At 54.3% G+C, this 20,466-nt stretch carries 15 protein-coding genes; 11 read left to right on the top strand and 4 right to left on the bottom strand.

The window, feature by feature from the left end:
• Nucleotides 1–54: 54 nt before the first annotated feature.
• Nucleotides 55–2,499, top strand: a complete 2,445-nt coding sequence (leuS, locus tag GCU45_RS07130) for a leucine--tRNA ligase (protein ID WP_152398471.1) — start codon at nt 55–57, stop codon at nt 2,497–2,499.
• Here leuS and comER read toward each other — a convergent pair.
• Nucleotides 2,496–3,329: a late competence protein ComER gene (gene comER / locus GCU45_RS07125; protein ID WP_152398470.1), complete on the bottom strand. Its 834-nt coding sequence runs from the start codon at nt 3,327–3,329 to the stop codon at nt 2,496–2,498. The genes leuS and comER overlap by 4 nt on opposite strands.
• Nucleotides 3,330–3,523: 194 nt before the next feature.
• On the opposite strand from comER, the gene GCU45_RS07120 reads away from it, so the two are divergent.
• The 7 genes from GCU45_RS07120 (at nt 3,524) to GCU45_RS07090 (ending at nt 13,589) form a co-directional block, all read left to right on the top strand.
• Nucleotides 3,524–4,201 carry a ComEA family DNA-binding protein gene (locus GCU45_RS07120; protein ID WP_244364462.1) on the top strand — a complete coding sequence of 226 codons (678 nt, stop codon included), beginning with the start codon at nt 3,524–3,526 and terminating at the stop codon, nt 4,199–4,201.
• A 107-nt stretch (nt 4,202–4,308) separates the two neighbouring features.
• Nucleotides 4,309–4,827: a deoxycytidylate deaminase gene (locus GCU45_RS07115; RefSeq protein ID WP_152398469.1), complete on the top strand. Its 519-nt coding sequence runs from the start codon at nt 4,309–4,311 to the stop codon at nt 4,825–4,827.
• Nucleotides 4,828–5,022: 195 nt separating this feature from the next.
• On the top strand, nt 5,023–7,722 hold the full coding sequence (locus GCU45_RS07110; protein ID WP_152398468.1) for a ComEC/Rec2 family competence protein: 2,700 nt from the start codon (nt 5,023–5,025) through the stop codon (nt 7,720–7,722).
• A 364-nt stretch (nt 7,723–8,086) separates the two neighbouring features.
• A complete protein-coding gene (locus tag GCU45_RS07105) occupies nt 8,087–8,635 on the top strand; it encodes an RNA polymerase sigma factor (RefSeq protein ID WP_076169765.1) in 549 nt (182 codons plus the stop codon).
• Nucleotides 8,632–9,882: a zf-HC2 domain-containing protein gene (locus GCU45_RS07100; protein WP_152398467.1), complete on the top strand. Its 1,251-nt coding sequence runs from the start codon at nt 8,632–8,634 to the stop codon at nt 9,880–9,882. Before GCU45_RS07105 ends, GCU45_RS07100 begins: the two co-directional genes overlap by 4 nt.
• Nucleotides 9,883–10,258: 376 nt before the next feature.
• Nucleotides 10,259–11,278: a DNA polymerase III subunit delta gene (gene holA / locus GCU45_RS07095; protein ID WP_152398466.1), complete on the top strand. Its 1,020-nt coding sequence runs from the start codon at nt 10,259–10,261 to the stop codon at nt 11,276–11,278.
• Nucleotides 11,279–11,480: 202 nt separating this feature from the next.
• A complete protein-coding gene (locus GCU45_RS07090) occupies nt 11,481–13,589 on the top strand; it encodes a multicopper oxidase family protein (RefSeq protein WP_152398465.1) in 2,109 nt (702 codons plus the stop codon).
• Between the two features lie 50 nt (nt 13,590–13,639).
• Here the strand turns inward: GCU45_RS07090 and GCU45_RS07085 are convergent, their stop codons facing one another.
• The gene (locus GCU45_RS07085; protein WP_244364461.1) at nt 13,640–14,311 is read right to left on the bottom strand and encodes a LysR substrate-binding domain-containing protein; all 672 of its coding nucleotides are present in this window, start codon (nt 14,309–14,311) and stop codon (nt 13,640–13,642) included.
• Between the two features lie 252 nt (nt 14,312–14,563).
• Between GCU45_RS07085 and murA the strand changes: the two genes are divergently transcribed.
• Complete coding sequence (gene murA / locus GCU45_RS07080) at nt 14,564–15,859, top strand: UDP-N-acetylglucosamine 1-carboxyvinyltransferase (RefSeq protein WP_167527090.1); 1,296 nt, start codon at nt 14,564–14,566, stop codon at nt 15,857–15,859.
• A 139-nt stretch (nt 15,860–15,998) separates the two neighbouring features.
• Here the strand turns inward: murA and GCU45_RS07075 are convergent, their stop codons facing one another.
• Both GCU45_RS07075 and rpsT read right to left on the bottom strand, forming a co-directional pair.
• The gene (locus tag GCU45_RS07075; RefSeq protein ID WP_076169769.1) at nt 15,999–17,213 is read right to left on the bottom strand and encodes an MFS transporter; all 1,215 of its coding nucleotides are present in this window, start codon (nt 17,211–17,213) and stop codon (nt 15,999–16,001) included.
• Nucleotides 17,214–17,432: 219 nt separating this feature from the next.
• Entirely contained in the window at nt 17,433–17,705 is a 273-nt protein-coding gene (rpsT, locus tag GCU45_RS07070) for a 30S ribosomal protein S20 (RefSeq protein ID WP_076169770.1), read from the bottom strand.
• Between the two features lie 230 nt (nt 17,706–17,935).
• On the opposite strand from rpsT, the gene gpr reads away from it, so the two are divergent.
• Both gpr and GCU45_RS07060 read left to right on the top strand, forming a co-directional pair.
• Complete coding sequence (gene gpr, locus GCU45_RS07065) at nt 17,936–18,931, top strand: GPR endopeptidase (RefSeq protein ID WP_076169771.1); 996 nt, start codon at nt 17,936–17,938, stop codon at nt 18,929–18,931.
• A 132-nt stretch (nt 18,932–19,063) separates the two neighbouring features.
• Nucleotides 19,064–20,446: a stage II sporulation protein P gene (locus tag GCU45_RS07060; RefSeq protein WP_152398464.1), complete on the top strand. Its 1,383-nt coding sequence runs from the start codon at nt 19,064–19,066 to the stop codon at nt 20,444–20,446.
• The last annotated feature ends 20 nt before the right edge of the window (nt 20,447–20,466 follow it).

The raw sequence follows: 20,466 nt of genomic DNA, 5'->3' as shown, positions 1-20,466 counted from the left end.
TGCCGTCCCGGAATAACGGGCGGGCAGCGGGCGCACTTTAGGAGGCAAATGAGCATGAGTAACCAAGAGCAGGTTCAAGGCCAGGGCTACCAGCACAAGGTGATTGAACCGAAATGGCAGAAGTATTGGGATGAGCATCACACATTCAAGACGACAGAGGATCCTGAAAAGCCGAAATTTTACGCGCTGGATATGTTTCCTTACCCGTCCGGAGCCGGGCTTCATGTCGGCCACCCGGAAGGGTACACGGCGACGGACATCGTTTCCCGCTTCAAACGGATGAAGGGCTATAACGTGCTGCATCCGATGGGTTGGGACGCATTCGGCCTGCCGGCGGAGCAGCATGCGATGGATAAGGGCGAGCACCCTCGGGAAATCACGATCAAGAACATTAACACGTTCCGGCGTCAGATCAAGTCGCTCGGCTTCTCTTATGACTGGGACCGCGAGATCAGCACGACCGATCCGGAATATTATAAATGGACGCAGTGGATTTTCATCCAGCTGTACAAACGCGGCCTTGCCTATGTTGCCGAAGTGCCTGTGAACTGGTGTGAAGCCCTCGGGACCGTACTGGCCAACGAGGAAGTCATCGACGGGAAGAGCGAGCGCGGCGGCCATCCGGTCGTCCGCAAGCCGATGCGCCAATGGATTCTGAAGATTACCGAGTATGCCGACCGGCTGCTGGAAGATCTGGATGACCTGGATTGGAGCGAAAGCCTTAAGGATATGCAGCGCAACTGGATCGGAAGATCGAAGGGCGCTGAAGTGCAGTTCGAAATCGAAGGGCATGACGCCAAGCTGACGGTATTTACGACCCGTCCCGACACGCTGTTTGGCGCCACATACTGCGTGCTTGCTCCGGAACAGGAGCTGGTAGAGCGCATTACGACGCCTGAACAGAAGGATGCGGTGAAGGCCTACCAGGAGCAGGCAGCCCGCAAGAGCGATCTGGAGCGCACCGATTTGGCCAAAGACAAAACCGGTGTGTTTACCGGAGCCTATGCCGTCAATCCGGTGAGCGGCGAGAAGCTGCCGATCTGGATTGCGGATTACGTGCTGGCAGGTTACGGAACCGGAGCCATTATGGCGGTGCCGGGGCATGATTCCCGCGACTGGGAATTCGCCAAGAAATTCGGCCTGAACATCGTGGAAGTGGTCAAAGGCGGAAACGTGCAGAAGGAAGCTTATACCGGGGACGGGGAGCATGTGAACTCGGGCCCGCTGAACGGACTGCACACCGAAGAAGCCATCGCTGCAATGATCGCGTGGCTTGAGGAGAACGGCAAAGGCCAGGGCAAGGTAACCTACCGCCTGCGTGACTGGCTGTTCAGCCGCCAGCGCTATTGGGGCGAGCCGATTCCGATTCTGCATCTGGAGGACGGCACGATGAAGACCGTTCCCGAGGATCAGCTTCCGCTTCTGCTGCCGGATGTGGATCAAATCAAGCCGTCGGGTACAGGGGAGTCGCCGCTGGCCAACGTCACCGACTGGGTGGAGACGATCGATCCCGAGACGGGCATGAAAGCCCGCCGCGAGACCAATACGATGCCGCAATGGGCCGGCAGCTGCTGGTATTACCTGCGCTACATCGATCCGCATAATGCGGATGAGCTGTGCTCGACGGAGAAGCAGGAGGCATGGCTGCCTGTCGATCTGTACATCGGCGGAGCCGAGCATGCGGTGCTTCACCTGCTGTATGCCCGTTTCTGGCATAAATTCCTGTACGACCTCGGTGTTGTCACGACCAAGGAACCGTTCCAGAAGCTGATCAACCAAGGCATGATTCTGGGAACAAACAATGAGAAAATGAGCAAATCGCGCGGCAACGTCATTAACCCGGACGAAATCGTCGAGCAGTTCGGTGCCGACACGCTGCGCGTGTACGAAATGTTTATGGGGCCTCTGGAAGCGACCAAGCCTTGGAACGAGAACGGCGTGGAAGGCGCGCACCGCTTCCTCTCCCGCGTGTGGCGCCTGATCGTCAGCGAGGACGGCAGCCTCAGCAGCAAAATTACAGACGGCGATGGCAGCGATGAGTTCAAGCGGACATGGCATAAAACGATCAAGAAAGTGACCGACGACCTGGAGAATCTGCGCTTCAACACCGCGATCAGCCAGCTGATGATTTTCATCAATGAAGCATACAAAGCAGATGCGCTGCCGCGTCTGGCGATCGAGAACTTCGTGCAGATGCTGTCGCCGCTCGCTCCGCACATCGCGGAAGAGCTTTGGGAGCGTCTGGGCCATCAGGAGAGCATTACTTACGTACCGTGGCCGTCCTATGACGAATCCTGGACTGTGGAATCGGAAGTCGAAATCGTCATTCAGGTCAACGGCAAAATCGTTCAGCGTGCGATGATCGCCAAAGATATGAGCCAGGAAGCCATGCAGGAACACGCCATGTCGCTGCAGAACGTGCAGCAGGCCATTGACGGGAAAACCGTACGTAAGGTCATTGCGGTACCGGGCAAGCTTGTAAACATCGTCGCGAACTAATCGGCACCAGAGCCGCCGAACTGGGCGTCACACTTTTCCAGATCCTCTTTGTATTTGCCGTGGGTTGTGGCGATCAGACGGTGAAAGACGCCGGTTAAGCTGCTGTCCAGCAGGGCAAGCGCCTCGGCGGTAATGCCGCCGGGAACGGTTACCCGCTTCTGCAGCTCATGGGGCGTAAAGCCTCCCTGCGTCAGCAGTTTACCCGTACCGAGGAGCATTTCCCCGGCGATCCACGTCAGTTCGCCGCGGTCCATGCCGGTCGTTTCTACGGCGGCGTTGATCCACTGATCCAGAAAAAAGCTTAAAAAGGCAGGCCCGCAGCTGGATAAATCCGATGTGATCCTGACAAAGGATTCATCGATAAGGATGGGCTTGCTGATGGGAGACAGGAGATGCTCGATGAGCTGCCTGTCTTCCTCTTTTATCCGGCTGCCATACATACATAGACAGACGCCGCTTTGAACGCGGTGGGCCACGCTCGGAATGATCTTGGCCACCTTACAGCACAAAGCCGACTCCAGGTGATGGATCTGCACCGGACTCGTGATGGATACCACCATTTGATCGGGCCGAAGCGTGCTCCCGATTTCATCCAGAATTGCTTTAAATTGAAGCGGCTTCACGCACAAAAAGATCAGATCGCTGTTGTGCGCGGTTTCCGCGTTGCTGGTGCATACATGCAGACCGGGGTGTCGCTGCTGGAGCCGGATAACCTTCTCGGGGGTACGGTTGCTGGCATAGACCTGGTTTGGAGCGAGCGAACCCGAATCAATCAGGGCCTCAAGCAGCAGGCTGCCCATGCTGCCGGTTCCGATAAATCCTACCTTCATATAGGTTCCCTCCTTTCGTGCTTCGCAGTAACGACATGATCGTTCCCATTAGTGTATGCGCTATAACTTGGCCACCATGACGGCTAATTCAGCATTATAGAGTTATAAATTTTCAGTGTATGTTATTTTGTACTTCATCTATGGACCGACAGCGAGTCATTTCAAGTCATTTCATAGAATCGGGGTGTTATGTTGTGAAAAGAATATCGGCAGTCGTCAGCATCGTTTGTGCCGTGCTGGGAAGCGGGGCCATTCTGCTGTCAGGAGTTCATACAAGCAGCGGCATGGAGCAGTGGCAGCCGCTCAACGGCAGGGTTGAAAGCGTGCTGAACGAAAAAGCGGGCGGTTCGGCAGGCGAATTGCCTAAAGGCGTCGCGGCAGCGGATGACAAACAAAAGCAGGAGCAAGGTTCTAAGCAGGACGCCAACCCGGCTGCCAAGCAGGACGCCGTACCCTCGGGATCCGCGCAGGCGAATGAAAGCCGAAATACGGCAGATCAAGCGCAGAGTTCGGGGGATGAAGTGGCGGCGGGCCAAGCGGCAAACGGAAGCACCCATTCTGATGCTGGACTAGCGGCGAATGCGGCTTCAGGGCCGGCAGGAACTTCGTCCGAGCAGCCACCGGCTGGAGGTTCGGCTGACGCGGTGTCCAGTTCGCAGACAGATGCCGGAGCGCAGGGCAAAAAGGTCAACGTCAATACCGCAGGACTAACGGAGTTGACCGATCTTCCGGGGATCGGTGAGGCCAAGGCCAAAGCCATTCTGGAATACCGCAATCAGCACGGACCGTTCAAATCGGTTGCGGATTTGGACAAGGTCAAAGGTATCGGACCCAAAATGCTGGAAAAAATGAAGCCATACATACAGCTGTAGGTTATCCGTTAGGCGCTAAATGCGTTGTCTCCCATGTAGGTATATCGGTAAACGTTTTTCTTGTGATACAATATGTACACATTCTACGGAAATCAGGTGATGGATTCATGACGGTTGATACCCGAAAAGACTGGGACACTTACTTTATGGATATTGCATATATGGTATCGACGCGTTCCCGCTGTTCCCGGCGCCATGTCGGAGCCGTTCTCGTTCAAGGGAAGAAGCTGCTGGGCACCGCGTATAACGGAGCGCCGATGGGCGTGCCGGACTGCTCGGAAGCGGGGTGCATGATCGCTGAGGAGTACGAGCTTGTGGACGTCGACGGAAAGCAGGAAATGGTGAAAAAGCAGCGCTGCGTCCGGACGATTCATGCCGAGCAAAACCTGCTGCTGTTCACCGACCGCATCGACCGGGAAGGCAGTTCCGTCTATGTTACTGACGAGCCCTGCTGGACCTGCGCCAACATGCTGGCAAACAGTGGCGTGACCGAGATCGTGTATCACCGTCCGTATCCTAAGGACACGGAGAAGGTTACGGAAATGATGCGGCAGAAGGGCATTACCTTCCGCCGGCTGCCCGTCTATGAGCCGCCACGGGAATCGGTGATGACGGTGGCGGATTAATTGACAGAAAGACTGAACATACGGTTACACAGGAATATTCGGAAATATGGAATAAATCATCAATAGGGGAAGGACCTCTGTCCGCAGCACAGCTGCCGGCAGGGGTCCTTTTTTGGTTTTCGTAAAAGAAGGCGCAGGCGGAGTGCGCATGAGAATCCGTCGGAAGCCTATATGTAAAGAAGGGAAGTGTGTGCTATGAAACAAAGACCGCTGATTGTATTCACGGTAAGCTGGATCGCCGGCAGCAGCGCAGCGTATGCCTGCTCGGGTTCAAGGCTGCTTCTCCTGATCGCAGGCGCATCGCTGCTGCTGGCAGCGCTCGGTATGTACCGGAGAGATTTCCTCCGGACCGTGATCATCATCTGGTGCGCCTTAGCGGCGTCGGGAGCGTATTGGGAGCTGCAGGAAGCCGCAAATGTATCCAAGCTTCCCGAAGCCCTTCAGGCGGCTGGTGCCGCCCAAATGGACGGAGCCAGTGTCCGAATGACAGGCATGATCGCCTCCGCCGTCGAAGTCGACGGGGACCGAGCCGATTTTGTCATGAGCGTTCGGCAAGCGGTACCTATCAGTGGGAACACAGCCAGCAGAGAACCCAACTCACGGGATGCCGGAACGAGTACGGGCAGCGAGCGTACGGTGTCCGAAAAGGTCATGGTGCAGATCAAGCTAAAAAGCCGGCAGGAGCAGGAAACAGCCCGCCAATGGCAGCGGGGGGATCGGGTCCGGATTTCCGGCAGCCTCACGCAGCCGCAGAGCGCACGGAACTTCGGCGGTTTCGATTACCGTCAGTACCTGGTGACCCAGAAAATTCACTGGTTGTTTAAAGCCGCCGGTGCGTCCAATGTTCAGGCTTCAGCTCCGTCCGGCTTTGGCATGACCCTTCTTCTGCGCTGGAACGATCAGGCGAGGAATGGCCTCAGCGGAATGATCGACCGGATTTTCCAGGAACCCCATGCCGGTTATATGAAGGGGCTGATCATCGGGCTTCAAGACGACCTGGATCCCGAAACCTACGCAGAATTTTCCCAACTTGGCCTGACCCATATTTTGGCGATCTCGGGTATGCACGTCGCCGTGTACGTGGGCTGTTTGCTCTATATCTTTTCCCTGCTGCGCCTCTCCCGTGAAAAATCGCTGCTGCTTGTCATGCTGCTCGTGCCCCTGTACGTTCTTCTGTCCGGTGTCAGTCCGTCCGTCGTGCGGGCGGGGATTATGAGTATGATCGGGCTGTATGCAGCCCGAAAGGGGATGCTGAAGGACGGATTGAACATCCTCAGCGCGGCGGCGCTGCTCATGCTGCTCTGGAATCCATATTATCTGCTGAGCGTAAGCTTCCAGTTGTCGTTTCTCGTGACAGCAGGCCTGATGGTCTATGTTCCCTTGATACATCCGCAGCTGTCCTTTCTGCCGTCCAAAATCGCCGGTGCGGTCGGCGTTACCCTCATTGCCCAACTCGTGTCTTTTCCGCTGACGATCTATTATTTCAATCAGTTCTCTTTACTATCGTTTGCGGCCAATTTTGTGCTCGTTCCCTTCATTACCTTTCTCGTTCTCCCTGTAGGGACGGCAGCGCTGCTCCTCGGCTCGTTATGGCTGCCCGGGGGCAAGATGCTGGCGGCGGCAGCCGAGTGGCTGGACGATCTGTCTTTCTGGCTGGTGAAATGGATGAATGGGTATCCGCAGTTCGTGACGATCTGGAAGTCACCTTCGCCGGTTTGGATCGCTTCCTATTTTATAGCGCTGTATGGGCTGCTCTATTTCGGAAAAGGGTGGTCGCTGAGTCGGCGACAGATGGCAGTAGAGCCGGACGCGACCGTGCCGCTGGATGTGCCCCCTGCAGCCCGCCGCCCTGAAGCGGCTTTGCCGTCCCGGACGAAAACCCGGCTTGCCGCCGGGGCGCTTGGGGGACTATGCATACTCATCGTTCTTCTGTACGCGGGATACCAGCCGGAGCACTTCCGCGGTGCAGGGGCGGTGCAGGTGCTGGACGTGGGGCAGGGTGACAGCATTTTGATCACGACTCCGCAAGGGAAGCACCTTCTGGTCGACGGGGGAGGAACCGTCAGCTTCCGCAAGGCGGAGGACGGGTGGAAGGAGCGGAAGCAGCCGTTTGAGGTCGGCGCCAAGGTTCTCGTTCCATTATTAAAGAAGCGGGGAATCCATAGGCTGGACGCGGTCATCGTAACACACGGGGACCAGGATCACGCCGGTGGCATGCAGGCGGTGCTGAAACAGATTCCGGTCGGGGCGTTTTTATTCAATGGGACGATGGCCGGTACGGCTGCTTTTGATCGGCTGATGGCTGCCGCCGTAGATAAGCATATTCCGATCTATGCCATACACCAAGGAATGAACTATGCCCCGGACGGCCGGACGAATCTGGCTTTTCTCGGCCCGGTTCTGTCGCAGACCGACCAGGAAGCGCTGACGGTCGTCAAGGACCAGAACCATGACTCGGTCGTGTTCCTGCTCGAAATGAACGGGGGACGCTTCCTGTTCACCGGAGATATGGACAAGGCGTCCGAGGAGCAGATTCTTGAGACACTGGACTCTGGCCGGCTTGGTGAGGCGGTGGCGGATAATGGACAAGCTGCCGATGAGCCGGCGCTGCAAACCGCGGGCGAAATGCTGGAAGCACCCGTGGATGTGATCAAAATCGCGCACCACGGCAGCAAGACAGCCAGTTCAGCGGAATGGCTGAGCCGGTGGAAGCCCGCAGCAGCCGTTATTTCGGCCGGCGTGAACAATCTGTACGGCCATCCGCATGCCGATGTGCTGCAGCGGATTTCCGAGGAAGGAGCGGCCGTTTACAGGACCGATCTGCAGGGGGAAATCCAATTTTCGGTAAAATCCGGGAAAATCCGTGTCAGAACCAAGCTGATAACAAAATCGTAATGATTTGTCTATGAAAAACGCTTAGAATGATGAAGTTGGCCGCAGAATCTTCAGGTGACTCCGCCTCTGGAATTTGGTATTCTTAATTGTGGTTTTCATCAGCAGAGATGAAGTAAAACGGTGGTGTCACTCTTGACGTACATACCTTCCGGATTTTTACGGGAAGCAGATTTAACAAAACGATTACGGGTGGATCGAAGCAGAAGAAAAAACCGCTTTCGGTTGAAGGTTATATCCGGTTTTTTTAGGAATGGCAAGCACTCCCGGGGCCTGCCTTTTCAGCAACTTTAAAAATGTGGTTACAAATTGCAACAATTTGCTGGTCTTACACGTCTGTAAGATTGCAGGGAGAGGGGGATCCTTTGTGGTAGAGCAGGGACTCATCAGAGCCGCTCAATCGGGCGATCGCGACGCTCTAATCACCCTATTAAGAGAAATTGAACAACATGTTTACAGGACAGCTTTTTATATTCTGAATAATGAGCAGGATGCGCTCGACGCTTCCCAGGAAGCATTGATTCGGATTTATACCAAAATCGATTCCTATGAAGAGAAGGCACAGTTTAAAACGTGGATACAGCGGATCGTCACGAACATCTGTATCGACAAGTTCCGGCGGACGAAGCCTACGGTTTCGATCGACGAACATGAGCTCGTTTTTCAGGACAAACAGAATGTTGAGAAAGAGGTTTTATCCTCTTATTTGGCCCAGGACATCCAGGAGGCCATCAATCAACTGCCGGATCATCACCGGACTGTGATCGTCCTTAGATATTTGCAGGATTTCTCCTACAATGAAATCGCTGACTGTCTCAACCTGCCGCTGAATACGGTGAAATCCTATTTATTCAGGGCCAGACAGCAGCTGCAGAACATGCTCCAAGAGCATCAGAAAGGTGGTGTATCAGGATGAAGTGTCCAGAGGTGGTGGAGTGGATGCACCGTTACTTGGATTACGACTTGGACGAAGAGGAAACCGTCAAGCTCTATGAACATTTGAAGACATGCCCTGAGTGTGCGGATACCTTTCGGCTGCTGAAATCGTTGTCCAGAGACCTCGAAGATTTGCCAAAAGTAACGCCTAAGTTCAGTCTCGTCGATGCCATCATGCCTCAGCTGGATGCAATCGATCAGGCGCGCCACGAGAAGAGCGCATCGCTCGAAGAAATGCCGGCGCCAGCCGAGATGGTACCTGTTCCGTCCCGTCCGGCCCGCAAGGGCAAGTTCTGGAATACGGTAGCTGGACGTACAGCGCTCGGAGGCGCTGCGGCTGTAGTCATTCTTGGGGTGGCGGTGCTGAATTATAATCCGAAGCAACTATCTACGGCGGAAGAGCCGCCTGTTAATACGGCGGCGTCCAACGAGGCAAGCATGGACGCGGCGGCGACCTCAGGCGCAGAAGCATCGAAGAGCAACGTGGTCGAACAAGGTACGGGTTCTTCCGAGCCCGCACAGGATTCTTCAGAAGAGAAAACGCCGGCATCATCGGATCCTTCGCAGCTCAGCGAGAGCCAAGACGCCGGCAGCGACGCTGCCGCGAACGACAAGTCCGCAGGCCAGGAAGCCCAGACCTACGTTCAGCAGCAGGACTCGTCCAAAACTCCGGCCCAGGATGCGGAGGCCAGCCGGAAAGCGGACACCGGCAGCCAGGACAATGCCGGCAAAGCCGGGTCCACCGAATCGGCTGACAACAGCACCGGCAAGCAGGAAGGGGATGGTGGCCAGGCGGCGCTAAGCGCTCCAACCGACACGGAGAGCCAGCCTCCGAAAGGGGATGATGTCCAGAAGGACGTTACTCCTCCGGATGGAGACGGCGGTCAAGCGGCGGATAGCACCGCTCCTGAGGTTAACGGATCTCAAGAAGGCGACACGTCGGGACAAATGGGCATTATGGCCATTAAGCCTAAAGCAGATTCGAACAAGTTCTATTCTCCTGACGGTCAGTATGCGGCTTCTGTCGAAAACAAAAAGCTGGTCATCTACAGCGTAACTTCGGACGGAAGCTCCAAGCAGGTAAGTTCCCTAGATCTGCCGGGAACGTGGGTATCGGGCGTGTGGTCAGCCGACAGCACCGTGTTTACGTACCAGACCACGGATGCCAGCGGCTCGACGGTAAGCCAGACGTATCAGGTGGGCAAACAGGACGGCTCCACACCGTAAGCCGCCTGATGACAAAGCATAAAAAATGTGCTGCTCATGATGCACACATGATAGAGATATGGAATAGGTTATATTACGCAGGATCCAAAACGTCGTATGACCACCGGCGGTTAAGTTTCTAGAGCTTTTCACGCCGGTGTTTATAATAGATGTGCTGGAACAAAGGGACCTTATGCGAACAGCAGGGGTCCTTTTGTTGTTGCGCGACCCGTAATTCGGCCTGCCGGGGGGAGGCCTGTTTTTCTTCCCCGCCGTTTTTGGTAAAATGGATGTAGCGCTTTTTTTGGCCGGGTGGACGGGGCATCGGAATGATGTACCTTGCGGAACGGGATTAGCAGATATCAATGGGCATGGATAGAGAGAAGGGGGAGCAACAATGGATGTAAAGGCGGCGGTGAAAGCGATCAGACAGGGTGATGTATCGCCGGTCTACCTCCTGTACGGAACCGAGAAATACCAGATGAATGAATTTACCTCACTGATGGAGGACCAGCTGCTGCAGAAGGAGGAGCGGGATTTTGCGATCGTACACTATGATCTGGCCGACACCCCGATCCAGGAAGTCGTGGAAGAGGCCGAAATGATTCCTTTTATGGTGCAGCGAAAGCTTATTTTTGTCCGGGATGCTTCCGTATTTACCGCAGGAAAGGATTCAGGCAAAGTCGAACACCGCATGGAATCGCTGCTCGAATACATAGGTAATCCGGCGGAATACAGCGTGCTGATCTTCCTGGTGAACAACGAGAAGCTGGACGAGCGCAAAAAGGTCGTAAAGGCGGTTAAAAGCGCCGGCACGGTGCTTTCCTTTATGCCGATGGGCAGCGACGAGCTGCTGCGGTGGATCGAGAAGAAGGCCAAGCAGCGCGAATGCAGCTTCGCCCCGGGGGCGACGGAGATGCTGGTCCGCAACGCGGGCACACAGCTGCAGACGCTTGCAGCCGAAGTGGACAAGCTGTGCCTGTATGCTGGCAGCGGCGGCACCGTGACGACGGACATCGTGGACCGGCTGGTGGCGCGGAGCACGGAGCAGAACGTATTTGCTCTCGTTGAGGAGATCGCCAATCTGCGGCTGGATCAGGCGCTGGGCATCTTCTATGAGCTGCTGAAGCAGAAGGAGGAGCCGATCAAAATCGCGGCGCTGATCGCCCGCCAATTCCGCATTATTTTGCAGGTGAAGGACCTCGGCGGCCAAAGCTATTCGCAGCAGCAAATCGCTTCCCAACTGGGACTGCATCCTTATGCGGTCAAGATTGCCGGGGAGCAGGCGCGCAAGTTTCAGCCAAACCAGCTGAAGGCGATCCTCAGCAGGCTCGGAGATCTCGATTACCAGATGAAGACCGGTGCTATTGATAAAGTGCTCGGCCTGGAGCTGTTCCTGCTCAGACTGGCGGGGTAGCGTAACAATCGAATGGATGTGAAAGAGGCACCGTTTTTGCGCTTTGGAGCGTAAGGGCGGTGTTTTTTTATTTTATTATTCATTCCTTTGAGTCAATACTTTTATTGATTTAAATGCGTTGGAATAAATGAATGAATTTTTTTATGATGGGTTTGACATCAGTAAATATTCTCGTTTTTTATAGAGGAAGGAGCTTGCTATCATGTTCAAACTGATCTATTTGATTGATTTTATCGTCCTGTTTCTCTTGATTGTGATGTGGGCGGTGATAGCGAATCGTTTGAGCCGTCTACCTTACCGGTCCACAAATAAGGAGTTGCTGCGAAGTATTGCCCGGTTCATGATCCCTTTCTTTATCGCTCAAGGTCTGGTCATTGCCGAAGTCGTCATCCTGTTTTTATTAGGGACGTATGGATGGGAATTTATAAAAGAGAAGGTCCTCCTTACCATGCCGCTGTTCATTCCTTCGGCAATCTCTACGATAGTCCCCCTCTCGATGCTTCGCAAGATCACCAGCCGAATATCGGAAAATCTACAATCCACTGTAGACGAAACGGATCGGAAGGTCCTAACCTCACCCGAGCTTATGCTTCCCGTGCAAGCGGCTCTGATCAGTTCGATCGCAGGCTGTTACTTTTCCTATGTTGTTTACCCGTTTGAGTTAAATGTGTTACATGCCGTTATTCTATGGCTGTCCTTCGCTGCGGTTATCGTTGTTTTGTGGTTTCGGCAACAACGCCTCAGCCGAAAACGGGTCAAAGCCAATTATGCGATGACGGTATCTACAAGACTTCAGCATGCGGTAATCTCCAGTGCCTGCCTTGCGATTCTCATTGGCGGCTGGTACGCCTTATCGATGAAAGCGTCCATGCTGCCTGACCATATGAATATGGGCAGCATGGATCACGAAAAGGATATGCAAGCGATGAACCATTCCATGAACCATACCATGAGTAATCCCATAAGTAATACCATGAACTTTAAAGAAATAAGTGTAACCGCATTAACAGGTCCTCAAACCGAGAAAGCAGACCGCCATTTCGAATTGGTCGCCCAGAAGAAGCAAGTGAAATTAAGTTCCGGCAAGACCATGGAGGCCTGGACCTTTAACGGAATTGCTCCGGGGCCGGAATTACGCGTGAAACAAGGGCAGATTGTTGAAGTTGTTTTGAAAAATAAAGATATTGAAGAGGGGGTGACGATTCACTGGCATGGCTATAATGTGCCGAATGCAGAAGACGGAGTTGCCGGGGTGACCCAAGATTCTGTGCCGCCCGGTGGAACGCATGTATACCGCTTCGAAGCGAAACAAGCGGGAACGTATTGGTACCACTCCCATCAACAATCGGCCAAACAAGTGATCAAAGGGCTGTTCGGTTCGCTCATCGTTGAACCCAACGATCTTCCCCAGCTTAATACGAAGGACATCACCATACTAAGCCACGCTTGGCAATTGTCGGACGGCAGCGCATTAACCCCGACGTATGGGCTAAAGGACACGCTGGATCGTCAAACGATTCCAGCCGGCACCCAGGTCAAATTGCGCCTGATTAACGCCCAGAACTACCCGCAAACGTTCCAACTATCGGGAGTCCCGTTCGAAGTGACGGCTATTGACGGCAACGAGATTCACTCGCCCACCGACATAAAGGATCAGAAGCTAATGATCGCCGGCGGAGGACGATATGATATTTTATTCACCATGCCCAAAACGCCTGTAAGATTGAGCAGCCGAAGTGAGGCAGGTGTCACCCCGGGGATCGTTTTTAGTGAGGCGATCACCCATTCAACCCCGGCTATAAATGAAAAAAATGCTGTCTTTGATCTGGGGACATACGGGAAAAAGCAACCGACTCCTTTCGGCATCCACAGCAAGTTTGACCGTACCTTCAACATCGTTTTGGATTCGCGCCTCGGGTTCTATAATGGTAAAATATACGCTTTATATACCATTAACGGACGCGTCTTTCCGGACACACCTATGTTAACGGTCAAAGAAGGTGATCTGGTAAAAACAACTTTTATTAACCGCGGGTGGGATCATCATCCGATGCATCTTCATGGGCATACGATGCTCGTCCTCAGCCGGAACGGAAAACCAACGACAGGGAGTCCTTGGTGGACCGATTCGCTGGATGTCGCTCCCGGTGAAGTCTATGAAGTTGCGTTTCAGGCAGATAATCCGGGGATCTGGATGGATCATTGCCACAATTTATGGCATGCCGAAAAGGGAATGACGATGCACTTGTCCTATGAAGGGATCACCACACCGTTTGAAGTCGGAAAGAAAACATCCAACCAGCCGGAATAAGCCATGGGTTCACCCTGAGCTATATTTTAACTAGACACAGTGGGCCGAAGTTAAATCTCGGTTTGAGCCATGTTCCGGAAGTGCTCGATGATGACTTGGCGGAATTCCTTGGCTGCACTTGTAAAATAGCGGCTCTGGTGTCTTGTCAGCCCAATTTCCCGTGTACACACCGGATCCTCGATTTGCAGGCAAGCCACGTTGGCACGGGACCCCGCTTGTAATGCGGATTCGGGTATAAAGGCAATGCCAAGCCCGGTTAGGACCAAAGGACCCAAGGTTGCGGGCTCATCGCCTTCATAAGCGTTACTGGGTACAAATCCGGCCTGTTCGCAATAACGATCCATCAAGTCGCGGATCCCGTAACCCTTTTTTAAACTGACGAACCGTTCCTCCTTAAGTTCGGATAAACGAATTCGGCTTCTGCCCGCCAGCCGGTGGGTTGCTGGGACGGTCACATAGATCTGCTCTTGGAAAACGACATCGCATACGAGTTCGCTGCCCAGAATGGGTGGGGAAGACAAACAAAAATCAACCTCACCCTTCTTTACCCGGATTTCCATTTCATGGGTTCCCAGCTGCTCTACATGGAACTGAACCTGCGGCCGAATTTCACGAAATCGGTTAAGAATATCGGGCAGCATGTAAGCCGTGTTCACGGCCAGCGTCAGTGTTCCGTAATCAGCACTGATCATATCCGCGATTTCGCGTTTACCCTCCTCCAATTCAAACAAAGCCCGCTCGACACGTTGATAAAAAGAATGGCCAAACGCATTTAGCCGTAGATATTTTATTATAGATAAAAATAGACTCATGTGAATCAATAAATGATGAAGAGGGAAAGGAGGCATATTATTGTGCCTTAACCGGGGTGCGAGGCTATTTCTCCAATTCAGATTGTCCTCCGGCAAGTGTGCAGCATATTCTACCTTATGATTGTTCCAGACCAAAAACTATATAGAAATGGTGGAGTTCGCATGCGCTGGTTAGAAGTGAAGCAGAGAGGCCCGCTCGACGGGAGCGTGATCATTCCAGGGTCCAAGAATAGTTCCCTCGCTCTCATCGCCGCTGCCGTTCTTGGAGACACACCGACAATACTGGAGGGCATACCGGATATTAACGATATCCGCGCCATTGGAGAAATTGGAAGCCGCATCGGCCTGCAGGTAAGCAAAAATGATGACGGCCATTTTGTTGTGGATTCATCCCGGATTCATTCATCCGTCCTCGATCAGGCGCTGACGTCTTCGTTCCGCGCTTCCTATTATCTGATCGGGGGGCTTCTCAGTAAGTACAAGCGGGTGACGCTCGGTTATCCGGGGGGTGATAATTTCGTGGAGCGGCCCATTGACCAGCATATGAAAATATTCAAGGCGTTCGGGGCGGACGTGACCCTGGAAGAGAAACAGTACACGGTATCGGCGGAAAAGCTCACGGGCACCGACTTTTGCTTCGATCTGCTGACATCCGGCGCAACGATCAATGCGGTGCTGCTCGCTTCGCTGGCGGCCGGAATCACCCATCTGCACAACTGCGCGACGGATCCGGAAGTGGTGGACGTCTGCCAGCTCCTGAACCGGATGGGAGCCGACATCACCGGAGCCGGCACGGACACGATCCGTATACGCGGCGTGAAGTCTCTGACAGGATGCCGGTATCGGGTGATCCCCGATCGTCTCATTGCGGGGGCGTTTATGATGACGGTGGGCATCACGGGCGGCACGCTGACCCTGAAGCAGGTCATTCCCGAGCATGTGCGGTCCATCATGGCCAAGCTGAGCGAAATCGGCATTGAATTTGAAAGCGGGAACGATTACATTATCGCCAGCAGCCAGGGGAATATCAAACCGACGCGGGTACGGACGGGCATGTATCCCGTGTTCAACTCCGACATGCAGCAGCCGATTACGAGCTTGCTCCTGAAGGCGCCGGGCTACAGTGCCGTCAGGGAAAAGGTATACCCGTACCGTTTCAGCCATGTTGCCCAATTAAACCGGCTTGGCGCCGATATCCAGGCGAAGAACGGCTATGCCATCATTAAAGGCGGCAGACCGCTGCACGGCGGCTACGCCCATGCGACCGATGTCCGGGCGGGAACCTGCCTGATCATGGCCGGCCTGCAGTCGGAGCAGGCGACGCGAATCACGGGCATCGAGCATATTGAGCGCGGCTATGAAGACGCGGTGCATTTGTTCGGCCAGGCGGGGATCGGGCTGGTGATCCACGAAGGCGAACCCGCTCCGGACGGCACCGAATATACGACAACGGCGTGAGCGCCGGCCGGCTGCTTAGGGCTGTTTTAGCTTATGTGTTCTTGACGGCAAACAGCCCCCAAACCGGAAGAACGGCAGCGGGGGCTATTTCGATTAGTTTTATGATTCGGATCAATATTATACGAGACACAAAACGCTTCTACCCGTCAATCGCTTTAGTCGAGGCCTGCTGAGCGGACAAGCTCCCGAAACGCTGGGACCAGTAGGCGAGGCCCATCGTCAGCAGCAGGAATAACCCTGTAATGAGGAACACGGTATGAATGCTGAACACGCCGCTGATTGCGCCGCCCGCAAGCGGTCCCAGCATGCCGCCGAGCTGGTTCGCGGTCTGGTTGAGGCTGAAGGCCCTTCCGCGGAAATCGCTCGGCGTAGACCGGACGACAAGCCCGTTCAGCGCCGGGAACACGGCGCAGAAGAAGCAGCCGTACAGGAAGCGAACGACCGAGAACGCCCAAATGTTATGAAACGGGATCTGGAGCAGCGAACCTATGCCTCCGGCGAACAAGCCGATCATCAGTATTTTCTGGAACCCGACCTTGTCGGCCAGCTTGCCCCAGCGCGGGGCGAAGATGATGCTGGCGATCCCGACGAGCGAGAAGATGAAGCCAGCCAGGATGGACGCATCCGATGCCGAGTGGCCGATCTCCACAATGTAGAGGGAGAGCACCGGCTCAATGGTCATGACCGAGAACTGCGTCACCATGGTGAGCACCAGGACGATCATCAGCATTTTGTTGACGGCGGCCTGCTTCAGCGTGTTAAACACCGAAAGTTTGCCTTTGCTCGGGACGAATTTTTCCTCTTTGACGTAAAAGATAACGAGCAGCGTGGCCAGAAAGCACAGCACGCCCGCGCTGCCGAAGGCCAGCCGGTTGTCGAACACCTTGGAGAGCACGCCGCCGAGGAGGGGCCCCATAATGCTTCCCGTAGCCGTGGCCGTGGACATGGTGGACAGTGCGTAACCGACCCTTTTCTCCGGGGTGTTGGTACCGACGATCGCAATAGCCCCCGGAATAAACCCGGAGAGAAGCCCCTGCAAAATACGAAGAATGAGCAGCTGCACCGGATGCGTGACAAACGCCGTCAGCAAATAAATGATGCACAGCACAAAACCTGCGCGGATGATCATCGGCTTGCGGCCGTATTTGTCGCCGACGGATCCCCAGAACGGAGATGAAAGCGCTCCCGCAAAAAACGCTGCGCTGAACAGCAGACCGGACCACATCTCAATGTTTTTGGTGACACCGATTTCAATCAGAAACAAGGGAAGAAAGGGTACCACCATCGAGAAGCTTGAGGACACGATCAGCGAGCCGAACCATAAAACCCATAGATTTTTCTTCCAGCTTTCCATAGACGTCATCTCCTGTTAAACCTAGTATACAGCACATGGGTTGTCCACTTGCTTCGTGAGGCTGCTCCGAACATGGCTGTCCGTGCTATATAAAAGAGCAAAAGGCGCGCCGCTATGGCGTTGTCAGCTCTGTACGCGTTTCGAAAGAAAATTTAAAAGTCCTGATCAGCTTGGGAGCTGCTCAGGACTTTTCCATTTCATCGTATGGATAGCGCTCCCTTAGGCTTGTGCACTGAGAGCGTTAAGTTTTTTCGCCAGGCGGGACTTCTTGCGGCTGGCTGCGTTCTTGTGGATCAGGCCTTTAGTTACGGCTTTGTCCAGTTTTTGGGATGCAGCTTGAACAGCAGCTTTAGCAGCTTCGACTTCATTATTCGTCAGCGCAGAATCGGCAGCCTTTACAGCTGTACGAAGCGCGGATTTTTGGGAAGCATTAAGCGCACGGCGTTTGTCGCTTGTTTTCACGCGTTTAACGGCGGATTTAATGTTTGGCATTGCATTCACCTCCTGTAAGGCATTCGAATAGCTCGAAATGATTCACAACTTAAAATAGTTTAGCATGGGGTACTCTAAAAAGCAATACTATCATCGCGTTCCAAAGGTTTGGATTTTAAGAGGCACATGGATCAGCGGCGTATGAACGGTGTCCGGTGTAAAAAGGTTGTGCATAAACTGGCCGCCGCTCCCGCAAACTATCCATAACAAGCCAAAGGAGGCAGATGTATATGGAGTTGGATTTGCAGCGCTATTCCGTGCGGACCGACCTGGCGGTCGACGCCAGGGAAATGGCGGGCCATGCCGGACCGATCCCGGGGGTCGATGAAGAAATTACGGAGAAGGACGGCATCAAGATTACCCGCCTTAACGTGCTGAATGAGGCCGGTTCCCAGGCCATCGGCCGCGTCAAAGGGCATTATATTACCTTGGAGGTTCCCGGACTCCGCAACGGGGACACGAAGCTGCAGGAGCAGGTAGCTGAGGCCTTCGCGCGCGAGTTTGAGGATTTCCTGGCGCTGATCGGGATTCAGAAGAAACAGACGGTTCTGATCGTCGGGCTTGGCAACTGGAATGTGACGCCCGATTCACTGGGACCGCTTGTGGTGGAGAACGTCCTCGTCACCCGGCAGTATTTTCAGCTGATGCCGGACCAGGTGGCCCCGGGATACCGGGAAATCAGCGCCATCGCCCCGGGGGTGCTTGGGCTGACGGGGATCGAGTCCAGCGAGATCGTGCAGGGTATCGTGGAACGGACGAAGCCGGATCTGATCATCGCGATCGACGCGCTGGCATCCAAATCGCTGGAGCGCGTCAACACGACAATCCAGATCGCCGACATCGGCATTCATCCCGGCTCTGGCATCGGCAACAAGCGCCGCGGCCTCACCAAGGAAGTGCTTGGCGTTCCGGTTGTTGCCATCGGCGTGCCGACCGTATGCTACGCTTCGACGATTGTGAACAATGTCATGGAAATGATGAAGAATCATTTCGGCCAGGAGACGAACCAGACCCGGCAAATTATGGGGATGCTGGACGATATCAACGAGCAGGAGCGCCTCGCCCTGGTCAAGGAAGTGCTCGAACCGCTCGGCCACGATCTGATCGTCACGCCGAAGGAGATTGACGAATTTATCGAAGATATCGCCAATATTGTCGCGAGCGGTTTGAACGCCGCCCTGCATGACGCGGTAGACCCCGGAAACACGGGAGCCTACACCCACTAGGAGGTGCAGCTCCTCCTCTCTCTTCTATCATAAATGAGGAAGCCCAAATCTATCGGGCTTTCTTTTTTTGGTTCTATCGAATCTCTCCGGCTCATAGAGTTGAAGTATAAGAGATTTCAGGAGGACAACAGAATGAAGAGGAATGGTTTTCAGCTTTGGAATATCGGCAAATGGAGAGCCAGACTGCTGTATTTTCTGTCTATGGGACGTACCTTTGTGCTGCTGGTGGTCGGATCGCTGCTGTTTTTCTTACTTCTGGGATTGGGAGGGATGGCCGAGCAGAAAATCAACGATTCTCCGGTTTCTTCTATGAAAGGATTCGCCGGCTCCGTATCAAGCAATTTCTTCATTGATATGTTAGGCATGGAACTGCCCCACCTGAATAAAGAAAAAGGGAACTCGACTTTCTCCGGGGAAAACATGACGACATTCGTATTCCAGATGCTGACCAGCGTCAACCCTAAGGATCCGAAAAGTCTGCTGGCCCGGGAAATGCCGGGCATGGGGGCGAACGATCCGGTGCTGCTGAGGCATTCGGCAGGCAATGACAACGTCGTCCCTCCCGAAGATTATAATCCGCCTGCGGAAACGGCGGGACAAACGGATGCGGCCGGACAAAGCCATAACGCTTCAGCCGATCCCCAGAAGAACGGTGCGGGTCAGGCCGAAACCGATCCCGGAAAGGTCACCGACTCCGGTAAGGGCTCGGACAAGCAGCAGGATACGCCGTCCGGTCAGGTACCGGACGCCGGCGGCAAGAAAGGTGCCGGAGAAGGAACGCCTACCAAGGACAATGAAGGTACAGGACAATCTTCGGCGGTGGACTCCAGGAACAAATCGATCCTGATCTATCACTCCCATCCGAGAGAAGCATACAACCCGCTGCTGAGTAAAACCAGCGACAATCCCAGCTCTACGTCTCCATCGCAAAACGTGATGCTGGTCGGAAGCTATGTGGCGAAGAAGCTGGAGCAGCTCGGCATCGGCACCGCCCATTCGGAGCAGGATTACATGACGACGGTGGCCGACTATAACTATAACTTTTCCTATAAATATTCCCGCGAGACGGTGAAGGCTGCGATGAGCCAGAACAGCGGCATGAAATACCTGATCGACATTCACCGGGATTCTCAAGGGCACAGCCGGACGACGAAAGACATTAACGGCAAAAGCTACGCGCAGGTCTTCTTCATCATCGGGCACGGCAACAAAAACTGGCGCAAAAACGAAGCCTTCGCCAATTCCATCCATGAACGGCTGGAAAAAGCCTATCCCGGATTGTCCCGCGGCATTTGGGGGAAAGATTCCTCCATGGGCAACGGGGAATATAACCAATCGCTGTCGGAGAACAGCATTTTGATCGAGGTCGGCGGGATTGACAGCACCGATGCGGAGCTGAAGCGGACGTCGGAAGTATTGGCACAGACGATCGCCGACGTCTATTACGCGGATCAAAAGGCGGAAAAGGCCAGCACCGATCAAACGGCTCCCGCCAAGAAAGATAATAAAAGCTGAGAAAGCAATAAGCCAAGGGA

Source organism: Paenibacillus cellulositrophicus, from assembly GCF_009363095.1.
GTDB classification, from domain to species: Bacteria; Bacillota; Bacilli; order Paenibacillales; family Paenibacillaceae; genus Paenibacillus_AQ; species Paenibacillus_AQ favisporus.
Note: the sequence above shows the minus strand (reverse complement) of the source record. Positions and strands in the feature narration are given on the sequence as shown.